General features: G+C 68.7%; 12 protein-coding genes and 2 pseudogenes. 11 read left to right on the top strand and 3 right to left on the bottom strand.

The window, feature by feature from the left end:
* Positions 1-450: 450 nt before the first annotated feature.
* Positions 451-864, top strand: coding sequence for a peptidase inhibitor family I36 protein (locus DY245_RS10585; protein WP_128505941.1), 414 nt, complete (start codon positions 451-453; stop codon positions 862-864).
* A 128-nt stretch (positions 865-992) separates the two neighbouring features.
* Here DY245_RS10585 and aceE read toward each other — a convergent pair whose 3' ends face one another.
* The gene (aceE, locus tag DY245_RS10580; RefSeq protein WP_128505939.1) at positions 993-3,725 is read right to left on the bottom strand and encodes a pyruvate dehydrogenase (acetyl-transferring), homodimeric type; all 2,733 of its coding nucleotides are present in this window, start codon (positions 3,723-3,725) and stop codon (positions 993-995) included.
* 520 nt (positions 3,726-4,245) lie between these two features.
* On the opposite strand from aceE, the gene DY245_RS10570 reads away from it, so the two are divergent.
* The 7 genes and pseudogenes from DY245_RS10570 to DY245_RS10545 all read left to right on the top strand — a co-directional run bounded on the left by DY245_RS10570 (position 4,246) and on the right by DY245_RS10545 (position 8,875).
* Positions 4,246-4,668: a DUF3052 domain-containing protein gene (locus tag DY245_RS10570; RefSeq protein WP_128505937.1), complete on the top strand. Its 423-nt coding sequence runs from the start codon at positions 4,246-4,248 to the stop codon at positions 4,666-4,668.
* 148 nt (positions 4,669-4,816) lie between these two features.
* On the top strand, positions 4,817-5,275 hold the full coding sequence (locus tag DY245_RS10565) for a peroxiredoxin (protein ID WP_128505935.1): 459 nt from the start codon (positions 4,817-4,819) through the stop codon (positions 5,273-5,275).
* A 172-nt stretch (positions 5,276-5,447) separates the two neighbouring features.
* On the top strand, positions 5,448-6,023 hold the full coding sequence (locus DY245_RS10560; RefSeq protein WP_128505933.1) for a TerD family protein: 576 nt from the start codon (positions 5,448-5,450) through the stop codon (positions 6,021-6,023).
* 210 nt (positions 6,024-6,233) lie between these two features.
* Positions 6,234-6,359: pseudogene (locus DY245_RS46125) on the top strand (TerD family protein); the annotation flags it as partial.
* 1 nt (position 6,360) lies between these two features.
* Positions 6,361-6,845, top strand: a 485-nt coding sequence (locus DY245_RS10555; protein ID WP_244942966.1) for a TerD family protein, incomplete at its 5' end; no start/stop codon positions are given.
* A gap of 52 nt (positions 6,846-6,897) precedes the next feature.
* Positions 6,898-8,031, top strand: coding sequence for a DUF475 domain-containing protein (locus DY245_RS10550; protein WP_128505929.1), 1,134 nt, complete (start codon positions 6,898-6,900; stop codon positions 8,029-8,031).
* A gap of 97 nt (positions 8,032-8,128) precedes the next feature.
* Entirely contained in the window at positions 8,129-8,875 is a 747-nt protein-coding gene (locus DY245_RS10545; RefSeq protein ID WP_128505927.1) for a TerD family protein, read from the top strand.
* 75 nt (positions 8,876-8,950) lie between these two features.
* On the opposite strand, the gene DY245_RS10540 is transcribed toward DY245_RS10545, so the two are convergent.
* Positions 8,951-10,126: a TerD family protein gene (locus DY245_RS10540; protein ID WP_128505924.1), complete on the bottom strand. Its 1,176-nt coding sequence runs from the start codon at positions 10,124-10,126 to the stop codon at positions 8,951-8,953.
* Between the two features lie 218 nt (positions 10,127-10,344).
* On the opposite strand from DY245_RS10540, the gene DY245_RS10535 reads away from it, so the two are divergent.
* From DY245_RS10535 to DY245_RS10525, 3 genes are read left to right on the top strand one after another with little or no spacing between them, the layout of a single operon-like run.
* Positions 10,345-11,517, top strand: a complete 1,173-nt coding sequence (locus tag DY245_RS10535) for an HpcH/HpaI aldolase/citrate lyase family protein (protein WP_128505922.1) — start codon at positions 10,345-10,347, stop codon at positions 11,515-11,517.
* Between the two features lie 15 nt (positions 11,518-11,532).
* Positions 11,533-14,070, top strand: a complete 2,538-nt coding sequence (locus DY245_RS10530) for a phosphoribosyltransferase (RefSeq protein WP_128505920.1) — start codon at positions 11,533-11,535, stop codon at positions 14,068-14,070.
* Complete coding sequence (locus tag DY245_RS10525) at positions 14,070-14,891, top strand: HAD family hydrolase (RefSeq protein ID WP_128505918.1); 822 nt, start codon at positions 14,070-14,072, stop codon at positions 14,889-14,891. The genes DY245_RS10530 and DY245_RS10525 overlap by 1 nt, the downstream gene beginning before the upstream one ends.
* Here the strand turns inward: DY245_RS10525 and DY245_RS10520 are convergent.
* Positions 14,857-15,492: pseudogene (locus DY245_RS10520) on the bottom strand (DedA family protein); the annotation flags it as partial. The gene DY245_RS10525 and the pseudogene DY245_RS10520 overlap by 35 nt on opposite strands.
* Between the last annotated feature and the right edge of the window lie 28 nt (positions 15,493-15,520).

Here is a 15,520-nt window from a genome sequence, read left to right as displayed (position 1 = left end):
CGGCCGGCCCGAGCATCCCTCGGCCGGCCGCGCGCCGTCGCGCTGTGCCGTCAACCGGTTGTTCCGGACCGCTGCCCGAGCCACCCGCCGTACGCCCGGCGGCAGTTGGCCTCTGCCGCGGGGGCGAATCCCTCATCCGGATGAGCCAACAGGGGAACCAACCGCCCGACCTGCCGCCTCCTGGGCGCCACCCCCGGACACCGATACCCGGCAGGCCCCGGGAGGAACGGTTCCGCACCCGCACTCGCCACCCCGGCCCGCGTCAACACCGCGCCCCGTGGCCCCGCTCCGAGCCGTCCCGCATATCCACATACCTGATCCGGGTGGGACCTCCGCCACGGCCTTGGCAACCGCGCCGCGCCCTCGCAAAGCTCGGAAGCGAAGAACCCGCCGCGGGCATCCGGCCCACCGCGGGACGCCATCGTCGTACTCCACGGGGGAGCGATTCCTATGCGTCTGCGTATGTCCCACACCACCGCGCTCATCACCGGCCTCGCCGCACTCACCGCGGCGCTCGCCGTCCCGCCCGCCCTCGGCACCCCGGCCGCGCACGCGGCCACCGGCGGCCGTACCGGTGCCGCCTCGGGCGACTGTGCGGCGGGCCAGCTGTGCGTCTGGCCGAAGGCCGACTTCGGCGGCGAGCGGCGGACCTACGAGCTCTCCGACACCGACATCGAGAGCTGCGTCCCGCTGCCCGAGGGAAGCAGCGCGGCCTCACTCGCCAACCGCACCGGCCGGCCGGTCACCACGTATCAGAGCGTGGAATGCGCCGAGACCGCCGAGTTCGACACCTACCCGGGCGGCGGCAGCTGGGTGCCCCGATCGCCGTACCAGGTAAGGGCGTTCAAGGTCTGGGAGCGTTGAGCCGGGCGCCCGCGGACACCCCCTCACGCACCATCGCGCCCCACCACACACCACCGCGCCCCCCGACCGGCGAAGGACGCTGGTCGAGGGGCGCGGCGGAGGCGATGCGGCGGCAGGCCGCGGAGAGGTCAGGCGTCGCCGCCGGCCTCACCCGCGTCGGCGGCCGTGACGTCCAGGAGCTGGTAACGGTCGATCGCCTGCTTCAGCAGCGACCGGTCGATCTTGCCCTCCTTGGCGAGCTCGGTGAGCACGCTCAGGACGATGGACTGCGCGTCGATGTGGAAGAAGCGCCGGGCCGCACCACGGGTGTCCGCGAAACCGAAGCCATCGGCGCCCAGGGACTGGTACGTGCCGGGAACCCAGCGCGAGATCTGGTCGGGAACCGAACGCATCCAGTCCGAGACCGCGACCTTCGGGCCCTCGGCGCCCTGGAGCTTGTGCGTCACATACGGGACGCGCTGCTCCTCCTCCGGGTGCAGAAGGTTGTGCTCCTCGACCTCCACCGCGTCGCGGCGCAGCTCGTTCCAGGACGTCGCCGACCAGACATCGGCCTTGACGTTCCACTCGTCCGCGAGGATCTGCTGGGCCTCGATCGCCCACGGCACCGCGACACCCGAGGCGAGGATCTGGGCGGTGTGCTCGCCCTTCTCACCGGGCTTGACGCGGTGCAGACCCTTGAGGATGCCCTCGACGTCGACGTCGGCCGGCTCCGCCGGGTGCAGGATCGGCTCGTTGTAGACGGTCAGGTAGTAGAAGATGTCCTCGGCGTGCTCGCCGTACATCCGCCGCAGACCGTCCTTGACGATGTGCGCGATCTCGTAACCGTAGGCCGGGTCGTAGGCGACACAGGCCGGGTTCGTCGAGGCCAGCAGCTGGGAGTGGCCGTCGGCGTGCTGCAGACCCTCACCGGTCAGCGTCGTACGGCCGGCGGTCGCGCCGAGCACGAAGCCGCGCGAGAGCTGGTCGGCCATCTGCCAGAACTGGTCACCGGTGCGCTGGAACCCGAACATCGAGTAGAAGACATAGACCGGGATCAGCGGCTCGCCGTGCGTGGCGTAGGCGGAGCCCGCCGCGATCAGCGAGGCCGTGCAGCCCGCCTCGGTGATGCCGTCGTGCAGCATCTGACCGGTCGGCGACTCCTTGTACGCCAGGAGCAGTTCACGGTCGACCGACTCGTACTGCTGGCCCAGCGGGTTGTAGATCTTGGCCGACGGGAAGAACGCGTCCATGCCGAAGGTGCGGTACTCATCGGGCGCGATCGGCACGAAGCGCTTGCCGATCTCCTTGTCCCGCATGAGGTCCTTCAGGACACGGACGAACGCCATGGTCGTGGCGATCTTCTGCTGTCCCGAGCCCTTCTTGGCACCCGCGTACGCCTTGTCGTCCGGCAGCGGCAGCGGCTTGGCGCGCACGACACGGGTGGGCACATAGCCGCCCAGCGACTTGCGGCGGTCGTGCATGTACTGGATCTCTTCGGAGTTGCGGCCCGGGTGGTAGTACGGCGGCAGGCCGTCCTCCAGGTCCTTGTCCGGGATCGGCAGGTGCAGCCGGTCACGGAAGCCCTTGAGGTCCTCGACCGTCAGCTTCTTCATCTGGTGGGTCGCGTTGCGGCCCTCGAAGTTCGGGCCGAGCGTCCAGCCCTTGACGGTCTGCGCGAGGATCACCGTCGGCTGGCCCTTGTGCGCCTTGGCCGCCGCATACGCCGCGTAGATCTTCTTGTGGTCGTGACCGCCGCGGCCCAGGTGCAGGATCTGGTCGTCGGTCATGTTCTCGACCATCGCGCGCAGGCGGTGGTCGTCACCGAAGAAGTGCTGACGGATGTACGCGCCGGTCTCGGTCGCGTAGGTCTGGAACTGACCGTCGGGCGTGCTGTTGAGCTTGTTGACCAGGATGCCGTCGCGGTCCTGCGCGAGCAGCGGGTCCCAGCTGCGGTCCCAGACCAGCTTGATGACGTTCCAGCCGGCACCGCGGAACTGCGACTCCAGCTCCTGCATGATCTTGCCGTTGCCGCGGACCGGGCCGTCCAGGCGCTGCAGGTTGCAGTTGACGACGAAGGTCAGGTTGTCCAGGCCCTCACGGGCGGCGATGGACAGCTGGCCGAGCGACTCGGGCTCGTCCATCTCGCCGTCGCCGAGGTAGGCCCATACGTGCGACTTGGAGGTGTCGGCGATGCCGCGCGCCTCCATGTAGCGGTTCATCCGCGCCTGGTAGATCGCGCCGAGCGGGCCGAGGCCCATCGAGACGGTCGGGAACTCCCAGAAGTCCGGCATCAGCCGCGGGTGCGGGTAGCTGGACAGGCCGTTGGGGGCCTTGGACTTCTCCTGGCGGAAGGCGTCGAGCTGGCCCTCGGACAGTCGGTCCAGGAGGAACGCGCGGGCGTAGACACCGGGCGAGGCGTGGCCCTGGAAGAAGATCTGGTCACCGCCGTCGCCCTCGTCCTTGCCCCGGAAGAAGTGGTTGAAGCCCACGTCGTAGAGGGAGGCGGAGGAGGCGAAGGTGGCGATGTGACCGCCGACGCCGATCCCCGGACGCTGGGCGCGCGAGACCATGACGGCGGCGTTCCACCGGGTCGCGTTCAGGACCTTGCGCTCGATCTCCTCGTTGCCCGGGAAGAACGGCTCGTCCTTGGTCGCGATGGTGTTGACGTAGTCCGTGCTGCGCATCTCGGGCACGGCCACGCGCTTCTCGCGGGCACGCTCGATCAGACGAAGCATGAGGTAGCGGGCACGTTCCCGGCCTCGCTCATCGACGGCAGCGTCGAGCGAGTCGAGCCATTCCTGGGTCTCTTCGGGATCGAAGTCCGGGACCTGGCTGGGAAGGCCGCCAATGATGATCGGGTTTCGATCGGATCCGGAAGCCACGCTGTTCCTTCGTGTTCGGTTCGTGTCGTGCTCTGCAAGTCTTTGATGCTGCGCACGGGACGAAAGCTGTCTCTGCCTTGGTGTCGCGCCGTCTTCCATCGTGTACCGAGCCACAGGGATACGTCACCTCTACCGATGGGTAACCACCCGCTGAGAGATGGCGCTCAAAAGGCCGATTTCTCAGGTCGGCCAAATCGCAACCATACGCCCATGTCGAAAGTGCTTCGCGTACGGACGTGCGGCCCCCGAAAATGGATCCGGAACGACCCCGTCCGCCCCCCGAAGGGACCAGTCCTGCGTGAGTAGCCGATAAACCCCGCAGAACGCTGTGGTGTGAATCACTTCAGCTTGTCCTGTGGGCGTCGTGGTTGCGGCGAGACGCCTCCAAACGTCACCGTTTCGGCGGTCTGGACCGCCGGGTACTTGCGCGATCCGCCCGGCCCGTGTGGACTACGCCTCAATAGCTCCGCGCACGCGCGGGGTCCCCGAGCATTTCCCGAAACATGACAGGAGGCAATCCGTGAGCGCGACCGCGGACCACGCGGAGGAGCGGACCAACCCTGCCGCCAGGCTGGGGTTCGAGCCCGGACAGGTGGTCCAGGAGATCGGTTACGACGATGACGTCGATCAGGATCTCCGCGAAGGCATTGAGACCGTGATCGGCCAGGAACTCGTCGACGAGGACTACGACGACGTCTGCGACGTCGTTCTGTTGTGGTTCCGCGACGAGGACGGCGACCTCACGGACGCGCTGGTGGACGCCATCGGGCTGGTCGACGAGGGCGGGCAGATCTGGCTGCTGACCCCCAAGACCGGCCGCGACGGGTACGTCGAGCCGAGCGACATCAATGAGGCCGCGCAGACCGCGGGTCTGTCCCAGACCAAGAGCATCAACGCGGGCAAGGACTGGGCCGGCAGCCGCCTGGTCACGCCCAAGCGCTGAGCCGCACCGTCCCGACACTCGTCACCGAGCCCCCTCCGGCCTGTTCGGAGGGGGCTCGGTCCTGTTCAGGACGGGTTCCCCGGCCGTGCATCCCGGCGCGTAGGGTTGGTCGCGTCTTGTTGAGCGTGAGCGGAAGGGAACCCACCCCATGGCGATCGAGGTCGGCACGAAGGCTCCGGATTTCGAGCTGAAGAACCAGCACGGCGAGCTGGTCAAGCTCTCCGACTTCCGCGGCGAGAAGGCCGTCGTCCTCCTCTTCTACCCCTTCGCCTTCACCGGCGTGTGCACCGGTGAGCTGTGCGCGCTCCGCGACGAGCTGCCGAAGTTCGTCAACGACGACGTCCAGCTGCTGGCCGTCTCCAACGACTCCCCGTTCTCGCTGCGGATCTTCGCCGAGCAGGAGGGCCTGGAGTACCCGCTGCTGTCGGACTTCTGGCCGCACGGCGAGGCCTCGCGGGCGTACGGCGTCTTCGACGAGGAGAAGGGCTGCGCGGTGCGCGGCACGTTCGTCATCGACAAGGACGGCGTGGTGCGCTGGACGGTCGTCAACGGTCTGCCCGACGCCCGCGACCTGAACGACTACGTCAAGGTCCTCGAGACCCTCTGAGCCGGCCGCACTCTCCCGGGCGCCGCTGGTCCCGCCGGCCGAATCCGCCAGTGATCCAGGTGCGATATCTGCAATCGGTGGGAACCGGTCACTAGGATCAATTCGTTGATCCGATGCCATGCACGATGGGGGCGCAAATCTTTACGTACCCCTCGAATCTATGGGAGGACTCGTGGGAGTCAGCCTCAGCAAGGGCGGCAACGTCTCGCTGACGAAGGAAGCCCCCAATCTGACCGCCGTCATCGTCGGTCTGGGCTGGGATGCGCGTACCACCACCGGTACGGACTTCGACCTGGACGCCAGCGCCCTGCTGACGAACGACCAGGGCAAGGTGGCCAACGACCAGAATTTCGTGTTCTTCAACAACCTGAAGAGCCCGGACGGTTCGGTCGAGCACACCGGCGACAACATCACCGGCGAGGGTGAAGGCGACGACGAGCAGATCAAGGTGAATCTGGCCGGTGTCCCGGCCGATGTCGCCAAGATCGTCTTCCCGGTGTCGATCTACGACGCCGAGACCCGCCAGCAGAGCTTCGGCCAGGTCCGTAACGCGTTCATCCGCGTGGTCAACCAGGCCGACAACAATGAGCTGGCGCGCTACGACCTGAGCGAGGACGCCTCGACCGAGACCGCCATGGTCTTCGGCGAGCTGTACCGCAACGGTGCGGAGTGGAAGTTCCGGGCCATCGGCCAGGGCTACGCCTCGGGTCTGCGCGGTATCGCGCAGGACTTCGGCGTCAACGTCTGATCGGCAGGACCGACACAGGACCGAGACAGGACCGAGATCTGATCGTCGACGTCCGACCGGGCGGCGCTGCGACAGTGGCTGCCCGGGCAGAAGAACGACCGCGTCCGGCGTCGTACGCCCCCGTCCGGGGAGTGCGGCGCCGGGCGCGCTTGCAGGGATACGGGCCGCGCCCGGGTGCGGCCCGCACCGACACCGGGGAGGAAGTGAACGATGAGCGTCACGCTCGCCAAGGGGGGCAATGTCTCCCTGTCCAAGGCCGCTCCGAATCTCACGCAGATCATGGTCGGCCTCGGCTGGGACGCACGGTCCACGACCGGAGCGCCGTTCGACCTCGACNCACGGTCCACGACCGGAGCGCCGTTCGACCTCGACGCCAGCGCGCTGCTGTGCGAGTCGGGTCGGGTGCTGGGGGACGAGTACTTCGTCTTCTACAACAACCTCAAGAGCCCTGAGGGCTCCGTCGAGCACACCGGAGACAACCTCACCGGCGAGGGAGAGGGCGACGACGAGTCGATCCTGGTCGACCTCTCCCAGGTGCCCGAGCAGGTCGACAAGATCGTCTTTCCGGTCTCGATCCATGACGCCGAGCTGCGCGGTCAGAGCTTCGGCCAGGTCAGCAATGCCTTCATCCGTATCGTCAATCAGGCCGACGGCACCGAACTCGCCCGTTACGACCTCAGCGAGGACGCCTCCAGCGAGACCGCGATGATCTTCGGCGAGGTGTATCGCTACAACGGCGAATGGAAGTTCAGGGCGGTAGGCCAGGGGTACGCGTCGGGCCTGAGGGGCATCGCTCTAGACTTCGGGGTCAACGTTTCGTAAAGCGCCGCGCGCTGCGCGCGGGGGACCCACACAGCGAGGGATTGGGTAGGCAGTGCTCCTGAAAACCTTTGGCTGGTCGTTCGCCATCACGGTGCTCGGCCTCGCCTTGGCGGGCGTGCTCTGGGGGTGGCAGGGGCTCGCGATTGTCGGGATCCTGTCCATCCTGGAGATCTCGCTCTCTTTCGACAACGCCGTCATCAACGCAGGCATCCTGCGCAAGATGAATGCCTTCTGGCAGAAGATCTTCCTGACCGTCGGCATCCTCGTCGCGGTATTCGGCATGCGTCTGGTGTTCCCGGTCGTCATTGTCGCGATCACCGCGAAGATCGGGCCGATCGAAGCGGTCGATCTCGCCATCAACAACAAGGCGCACTACGAGGAGCTGGTCACCAGCGCCCACCCGGCCATCGCGGCCTTCGGTGGAATGTTCCTGCTGATGATCTTCCTCGACTTCATCTTCGAGGAGCGCGACTACAAGTGGCTGGCGTGGATCGAGCGGCCCATGGCCAAACTGGGCAAGCTCGACACGCTGTCGATCATCATCGCGCTGGTCGTGCTGCTGGTGAGCGCCATGACGGTGGCCACCGACGTCGCGCACGGCGGCGGTGACAAGAGCGCCACCGTCCTGCTGTCCGGCGTCGCCGGCCTCATCACGTATCTCGTCGTCGGCGGAATCTCCGGCTACTTCGAGGACAAGCTGGAGGACGCGGAGGAGGGCGAGGAAGCCGCCGCGGCGACTCCCGAGAAGAAGGGCGGCGGGACCGGCGCGGCCGTGGGTCTGGCCGGCAAGGCCGCGTTCTTCATGTTCCTCTACCTGGAGGTCATCGACGCGTCCTTCTCCTTCGACGGTGTCATCAGCGCCTTCGCCATCACCAACGACATCTTCATGATGGCGCTGGGTCTGGGCATCGGCGCGATGTACATCCGTTCGCTGACGGTCTTCCTCGTTCGCAAGGGGACCCTGGACGAATACGTCTACCTGGAGCACGGCGCTCACTACGCGATCGGTGCGCTCGCGGTCATCCTGCTCGTCACAATCAAGTACGAGATCCACGAGGTCATCACCGGCCTGATCGGCGTCGTGCTGATCGCCCTCTCCTACTGGTCCTCCGTGGTGAAGAACAAGCGCGATGGCAAACCAGGGGCCGAAGGCGGGACGAAGTCGGAAGTCGCGTCCGGAGTGTGACGCGGGGCTGATTGAGGAACGCTCTCTGCGGGGCGGCCATGGGGTACAGACCTCGGGCCGCCCCGCGGTAGTTGGGGCCGAGCAATGGGGTGGGAAAGTGTCGTTCCTGGGGAATCTGTGGCGCGGTGGCGCGTCGTCGAAATTTGATTTCGACAGTGGTGGAGCGTCGTACGTCGTCGAGCTGACGAAGCGGAATCCGGTCGTCTCCCTGACCAAGCAGGGGGCGGCCACCGGGCATCTGCGGGTCAACCTGCACTGGCAGATGCGGACCTCGGACCTCCACGAGCGGGGCGGGCAGGGCAAGGGCAGCCTGCTGCGGCACCCGGGCAAGCTGTTCAAGCCCGAGGTCGTACAGGCGCAGGGACCGGCCGTGGTCAAGATCGACCTGGACCTGGCCTGTCTGTACGAGCTCAAGGACGGCACCAAGGGCGTGGTGCAGCCGCTGGGCAACTTCCTCGGCGATCTCAACGCCGCGCCCTACGTGAAGCTCAGCGGCGATGACCGCTTCGGCTCCCCGTCCGGCGAGACGCTGTACATCAACATGGACCACCGCGACGAGATCAAGCGGCTGCTGATCTTCGTCTACATCTACGACGGGACGCCCGCGTTCGACCGTACGCACGCGATCGTGACGCTCTACCCGAGCAACGGGCCGCGGATGGAGATCAAGCTCGACGAGCGGGCGCCACAGGCCCGGTCCTGCGCCATCTTCATGCTCGAGAACGTCAAGGGCGAGCTGACGGTGCGCCGCGAGGTGAAGTACGTCTACGGCTTCCAGGCGGAGCTCGACCGGCTGTACGGCTGGGGGCTGCAGTGGGGCCGGGGGTACAAGACGAAGGTGTGAGCCGCCGGCGCCGCCCGCGCCGAGGGGACCGCCTTCGCCGACGGCCGCCGTCGGCGGGCGGCCGCCGGGGCTTCCCTAACGGCGCTGGAACTGCGGGCCCTGGGGCGGCAGGACGAAGGACGGGTCCGGCACGAAGGGCTGCTGCTGCATCGGATAGCCGTATGTCGCGCCCGGATACGGCTGCTGTTGCTGCGGCGGCTGCGGATAGCCGTACGCGGACGGCTGGGGCTGGTACTGGGGCGGCGGGCCCGGGTAGCCGTATGCGGGCTGGGCGGGGGGCTGCGCCGGCGGTGGCGGAACGTTGTGCGGGTAGCCATAGCCGCCACTCGTGGGCGGGGGCCCCGCAGACGTCGCGGCGGCCGACGGCAGCGGAGCGGCCGAGAACGGCTCCGGCATCGCATCCGGCACATGCTGGGTGACGGCATCGGGGTCCGACGTCGGATAGGTCTGCGGGTCCGCCGCGGACGGCGGGCCCGAGGCCTCTTCGGGCCAGGTACTCGGCGGCGGGGTCGTGGGGGTGGACGGTCCGGTGGCGGGCGGCACGGAGGCGGCGGGGCTGCCGGCCGCGGGGGAGGACGGGCTGCCGGCCGGGCCGGGGGAGGGCGGCTCGCTTTGGGCGGGCGGGTCGATGGCCGTCGTGGGTTCCGTGCCGGGCGATGCCGACACGGGTGCCTCCGAGGCCGGCGGGGTCTTTCCGGCGGCCTCGGCGTTCTCGTCCACCGAGATCCCGAACTCGGTCGCCAGGCCGACCAGACCGCTCTCGTACCCCTGCCCCAGGGCGCGGAACTTCCAGCCCTCGGCGCGCCGGTACAACTCCCCGCAGATCAGGGCCGTCTCATCGCCGGTCTCCGGCACTACGTCGAAGATCGCGATCGGCTCGCCCTCAGCCTCCGCGGCGTCGTACAGCAGAACCCGCAGATCCGCTACGCCCGCGAACGCACCGCCGTCCGACGATGCGGCCAGTACGACCCGGTCCACCGACGTATCCAGGGTGGCCAGGTCCGCCTCGATGGTGTCGGTCACGCTCTCGGCGACCCGGGTCTTGGGCAGATGCCGTACCAGGCCGCTGGGGTGCCGCGGTTGGTTGTAGAAGACGAAGTCCTCGTCGGAGCGCACGCATCCGTCGGGCCCCACCAACAGGGCCGAGGCGTCGACATCAGGGACACCGGCGCCGGGCGTCCAGCGCAGGACCGCCCGAACAGCCGTGGCATCGAGGGGTACGTTCGACCCTTTCAGCATCGCGTGCGTCATGCCGCAATCCTGCCTTCCCTGTGGTCGCAGGGACAACGCGGGGGCCTGTGAGCCGTGCGCGGGCCGCGATCCCGGACATCTGGGCGCCTCATGCGGGTTACGTGATTTTCACGCACGCGGGAACTAACCACACCCCCACGCACGTACGATTACCGGCTGGATCCAGACAGCGAGACGCAGCGGGGGTGCCCGGGTCCCGCATGTATACGGGGAGTTATATGCGTCATTTTGGGCATCTTGCGCCCGACATCCGGAAGACACTGTTCCACCAGGAGCCTGCGGAGTTCACCGCCGACTCTCCGGCCCGTACGCTCGCGGTCGCCCTCGGCGCCACCCTCTACAGCCCCGCGACCCGTCCGCGCCTCGCCGCCGATGTCCTCAAGCAGGCCGGGCGTGGCGTGAAGTCGATGGTGCTGTGCCTCGAAGATTCCATAGGGGACGGGGATGTCGAGGCCGGCGAGGAGAATCTCGTACGGCAGCTCGGTCTGCTCGACGAGGCGGCCGCCGCGGGCACGGACCTTCCGCTGCTGTTCATCCGCGTCCGCACACCCGGTCAAATACCGGACCTGGTGCGCAGACTCGGCCCAACCGTGCGCAGGCTGTCCGGATTCGTACTTCCGAAGTTCACCGAAGAGCGCGGAGTCCCGTTCCTTGAGGCGCTGACCACGGCAGAGTCCGACTGCGATCGACGGCTGTTCGCGATGCCGGTGCTGGAATCCCCACAGCTGCTGCATCTGGAGAGCCGGTTCGAAACCCTTCAGGGCATCGCCAGGACCGTCGACAAATACCGGGACCGGGTCCTCGCCCTGCGGCTCGGTGTCACGGACTTCTGCTCCGCCTATGGGCTGCGCAGACCACCCGACATGACGGCGTACGACGTCCATATCGTCGCCTCCGTGATCTCCGACGTGGTGAATGTGCTGGGACGGGCGGACGGCACCGGCTTCACGGTCACCGGCCCGGTGTGGGAGTACTTCCGACTGCACGAGCGCATGTTCAAGCCACAGCTGCGACGCAGCCCGTTCCTCGGACGCGCCGAGGAATTGCGTACGGCCCTGATCGAGCACGACATGGACGGCCTGCTGCGCGAGATCGAACTGGACCGCGCGAACGGGCTGCAGGGAAAGACCTGCATCCACCCCTCGCATGTCGCACCGGTGCATGCCCTCTCGGTCGTCAGCCATGAAGAGTTCAGCGACGCCGCTGACATCCTGCGCCCCGAACGGTGCGACGGCGGCGTCCTGCGCTCCGCCTATACGAACAAGATGAACGAGGTGAAGCCGCACCGCGCCTGGGCCGAGCGGACCCTGCTGCGCGCCGAGGCTTTCGGGGTCGCCCGGGAGGGCATCGGGTTCGTGGAGCTGCTGACGGCGAGCCTGCCGCAGACGTGACATGCGGCGAACGACATGAACGGTACGACGGAGGAGACGAATCGCGTGGTGTGGACGGGAGAATGGGTCGCCGGTCGGCTCGGGGTCTCGCTGAGCGGCGGGGACGAGCTGCCGGAACTGCTGGGCCTTGCGTTGCGACGCAACCCCAAGCGGGCCCATCTGCTCGTGTCGAACGTGCTGGGCAAGCACGTGCCACAGCGGCCGGGCGTGGTCCATGGCGCCGGCTTCGGGCTGGGGCGCAGGGTGCGCGAGCTGCTGGGTGACGAGGCAGCCGCCCGCTCCGTCGTCCTGGGCTACGCCGAGACCGCCACCGGTCTGGGACACTCGGTGGCCGACGGGCTGGCACTCGCGCCCTATCTGCACTCCACCCGCCGGCCCGTGGCGGGCGTGGCACAAGTGGGCGGATTCGAAGAGGAGCACAGCCACGCCACCTCGCATCTGCTGCTCCCGGAGGACCGCGAACTCCTGGCCGGCGACGGGCCGCTGGTGCTCGTCGACGACGAGTTCTCCACCGGCCGGACCGTCCTGAACACCATCAAGGCGCTGCACGCACACTTCCCGCGCGAGCGGTACGTGGTCGTCGCCCTGGTCGACATGCGCTCCGACGCGGACCGCAGCCGTCTGGAGAAGTTCGCGGCGGAGCTGGGCACCCGCGTCGATCTCGTGGCGCTGGCCGCGGGCGGCGTAGGCCTGCCCGAGGACGTTCTGACCCGCGGCCAGGAACTCGTCGCCGAGCACGAGGCCCGTGCGGCACAGGGACCGGCGGCTGCCCCGGGGAGTGCGTCCGAGCCCGCCGGCAGCGGTGGCGCGGAGGTGACGCGTATCGACCTCGACTGGCCGGCCGGGATCCCGGACGGCGGGCGGCACGGCTTCACACCGGGACATCGCGAGCGGCTGGAGGCCGGGCTGCCCGGCATGGCGGCCCGCATCGCCCAGCACCTGGACGGCGCCCGCCGCATCCTCGTTCTCGGCAACGAGGAGCTGATGTACGCGCCGCTGCGGATAGCCGAGGCCCTGGACGCTCTGGTCGCCGAGAAGGAGGGCGCCACCCGCGCGCCGCGAATCGATCAGCCGGCCGCGTCGACCACGGGCGCCGGCGTCTATTTCTCGACCACCACCCGCTCGCCCGTGCTCGCCGTGGACGACCCCGGTTACGCGATACGGACCCGGCTGTCCTTCCCCGCCCACGACCGTCCGGCCGACGGGCCGGGGGAGCGCTACGCCTACAACGTCGCTGCCGGCACCGACCCGGAACGCCGGTTCGACGCCATCGTCGCCGTCGTGGACTCGCACGGCGACCTCCCCGAGCTGCACGCCGCCGGCGGTCTGCTGGACCGTCTCGCCGCCCACACCGACCGGCTGCTGCTCGCCGTCATCCCCTCGTACGCCCCGCAACCACAGGCCCACTCCATGCCCCTGCCCGAGCCGCTGCGCGGACCCGCCTTCTCCTCCTACGCCGCCGATGAGGTCGGCTGGCTGCTGCAGGACCTGTCCGACGTCACGCTGGAAGCGCCCACCGAGGAGCGCGAGGAGGCGATTCAGCGCGGCGGCGCCCACTACGCCGAGTCGCTGCCCGTCGAATACCAGCCGAGCGAGCAGTACCAGGTGCTGTTTCACAGCGCGCTGCAGACCTCCGCGAGCCGGATCGCGCGAGCTGTCGGGACCGTCACCGAGACCGTGCTCGCCGAACGCAGCCAACGGCCCGTGCTGGTGTCGCTGGCGCGGGCCGGCACCCCTGTCGGGGTGCTGATGCGCCGCTGGGCGCTGCACGCACACGGCCTCGACCTGCCGCACTACGCGGTCTCGATCGTCCGCGGCCGGGGCATCGACACCACCGCGCTGCGCTGGCTGGCCGCCCATCACGATCCGGCGGACGTCGTCTTCGTGGACGGCTGGACCGGCAAGGGCGCCATCACCCGCGAACTCGCCCAGGCCCTGGAGGACTTCCCGGGCTTCGACCCGCGGATCGCCGTGCTCGCCGACCCCGGCGGCTGCGTCGAGACCTATGGCACCCGCGACGACTTCCTCATCCCGTCCGCCTGCCTCAACTCCACCGTCTCCGGCCTCATATCGCGCACGGTCCTGCGCGACGACCTCGTGGGCCCGGACGACTTCCACGGCGCCAAGTTCTACCGCGAGCTGGCCGCAGCCGATGCGTCGCGCGCGTTCCTGGACGCGGTCAGCGCCCGCTTCGACGAGGTCGCCGACGAAGTTGCCGCGGAGGTGAAGGAACTGGCCGCCGCCGACCGGGCCCCCACCTGGCAGGGCTGGGCGGCCGTCGAACGGATCAGTGAGGAGTACGGCATCCACGACGTCAATCTCGTGAAGCCCGGTGTCGGTGAGACCACGCGCGTACTGCTGCGCAGGGTCCCCTGGAAGATCCTGTCCCGGCGGGGTGCCGGGGCCGATCTCGATCATGTGCGCCTCCTGGCTGAACAACGGGGTGTGCCCGTCGAAGAGGTCGACGAACTGCCCTATACCTGTGTCGGGTTGATCCACCCCCGCTTCACTCGCGGGGCCACGGGTGCTGACGGAAAGGCTGTGACCTCCTGATGAGCGCGATCGTCGCCAGCGACCTCGACCGCACCCTGATCTATTCGGCGGCCGCGCTGGGCCTTGCCATGCCCGACGCCGAGGCCCCACGGCTCCTGTGCGTCGAGACCTACGAGCGCAAGCCGCTGTCCTATATGACGGAGACGGCCGCCGGGCTGCTCGCCGAACTGGCCGGCAGCACCACCTTTGTGCCGACCACCACCCGCACCCGTGAGCAGTACGGGCGTATCCATCTCCCCGGCCCGGCACCGGAGTTCGCCATCTGCGCCAACGGCGGCCACCTGCTCGTACGGGGCGAGTCGGACCCGGACTGGCAGCGCACGGTCGCCGAGCGGCTCGCCTCGCGCTGCGCGCCCCTGGACGAGATCCGTACGCACCTCGTGCGCACCGCCGACCCGGGCTGGCTGCTCAAGGAGCGCGTCGCCGAGGACCTCTTCGCCTATCTCGTCGTGGAGCGGCCGCTGCTGCCCGAAACCTGGGTCAAGGACCTCACGGGATGGGCGGAAGAACGTGGCTGGACGGTGTCCCTGCAGGGCCGCAAGATCTATGCCGTGCCGCAGCCGCTGACCAAGAGCGCAGCCGTGGCGGAGGTGGCGCGCCGCACCGGGGCGTCCGAGATCCTCGCGGCCGGTGACTCCCTTCTCGACGCCGATCTGCTGCTGGCCGCAGACCGCGGCTGGCGGCCGGGCCACGGCGAGCTGGCCGACTCCGGCTGGCAGGCCCCGCACGTCACGGCGCTCGACGAGCGGGGTGTCGCCGCGGGCGAGGAGATCGTGCGGGCCTTCATCCGCGGCGCCGCATCCCCGGGCCGCGCCGGCTGACGCGCACCGAGACAAAGGCCGCCACCGCCAGCGCGGCTGCCGCAAGGACCACCTTCGAATAGACGTCCACAAAGCCCGTCACCTCCTCCCACTTCTCGCCGAGCAGATAGCCGGCGAGGACGAAGATCGCGTTCCAGATCAGGCTGCCGAGAGTGGTCAGGGCGAGAAAGACCGGTATCGGCATGCGCTCGATGCCGGCGGGTATCGAGATGAGGCTGCGGAAGAGGGGAATCATCCGGCCGAAGAACACCGCCTTCGTCCCGTGCCGCTGGAACCAGCGCTCCGTCTTCTCGATGTCGGAGACCCTGACCAGCGGCAGCCGCGCCGCGATCGCGACCGTACGCTCGCGGCCGAGCAACGCGCCCACGCCGTACAGCGCCAGGGCGCCGATCACCGAGCCGAGGGTCGTCCACGCGAGCGCGGACGCCAGATGCATACTGCCGCCGCTGGCCGCAAAGCCCGCCAGCGGCAGGATCACCTCGCTCGGCAGCGGCGGGAAGAGATTTTCTGCTGCGATCGCCAGACCCGCGCCGGGCGCGCCGAGCGCGTCCATGAGGTCGGTGATCCAGCCGGGTGCGGTGCTTCCGATGCTCTCGATCATGTTTTAAAGCTATGAATTCTCGCTCGCC

Origin of the sequence: Streptomyces inhibens (assembly GCF_003389455.1) — a bacterium.
In the GTDB taxonomy this organism is placed as follows: domain Bacteria; phylum Actinomycetota; class Actinomycetes; order Streptomycetales; family Streptomycetaceae; genus Streptomyces; species Streptomyces inhibens.
The sequence above is the reverse complement of the archived record's forward strand: the minus strand, read 5'-3'. Positions and strand labels throughout refer to the sequence as shown.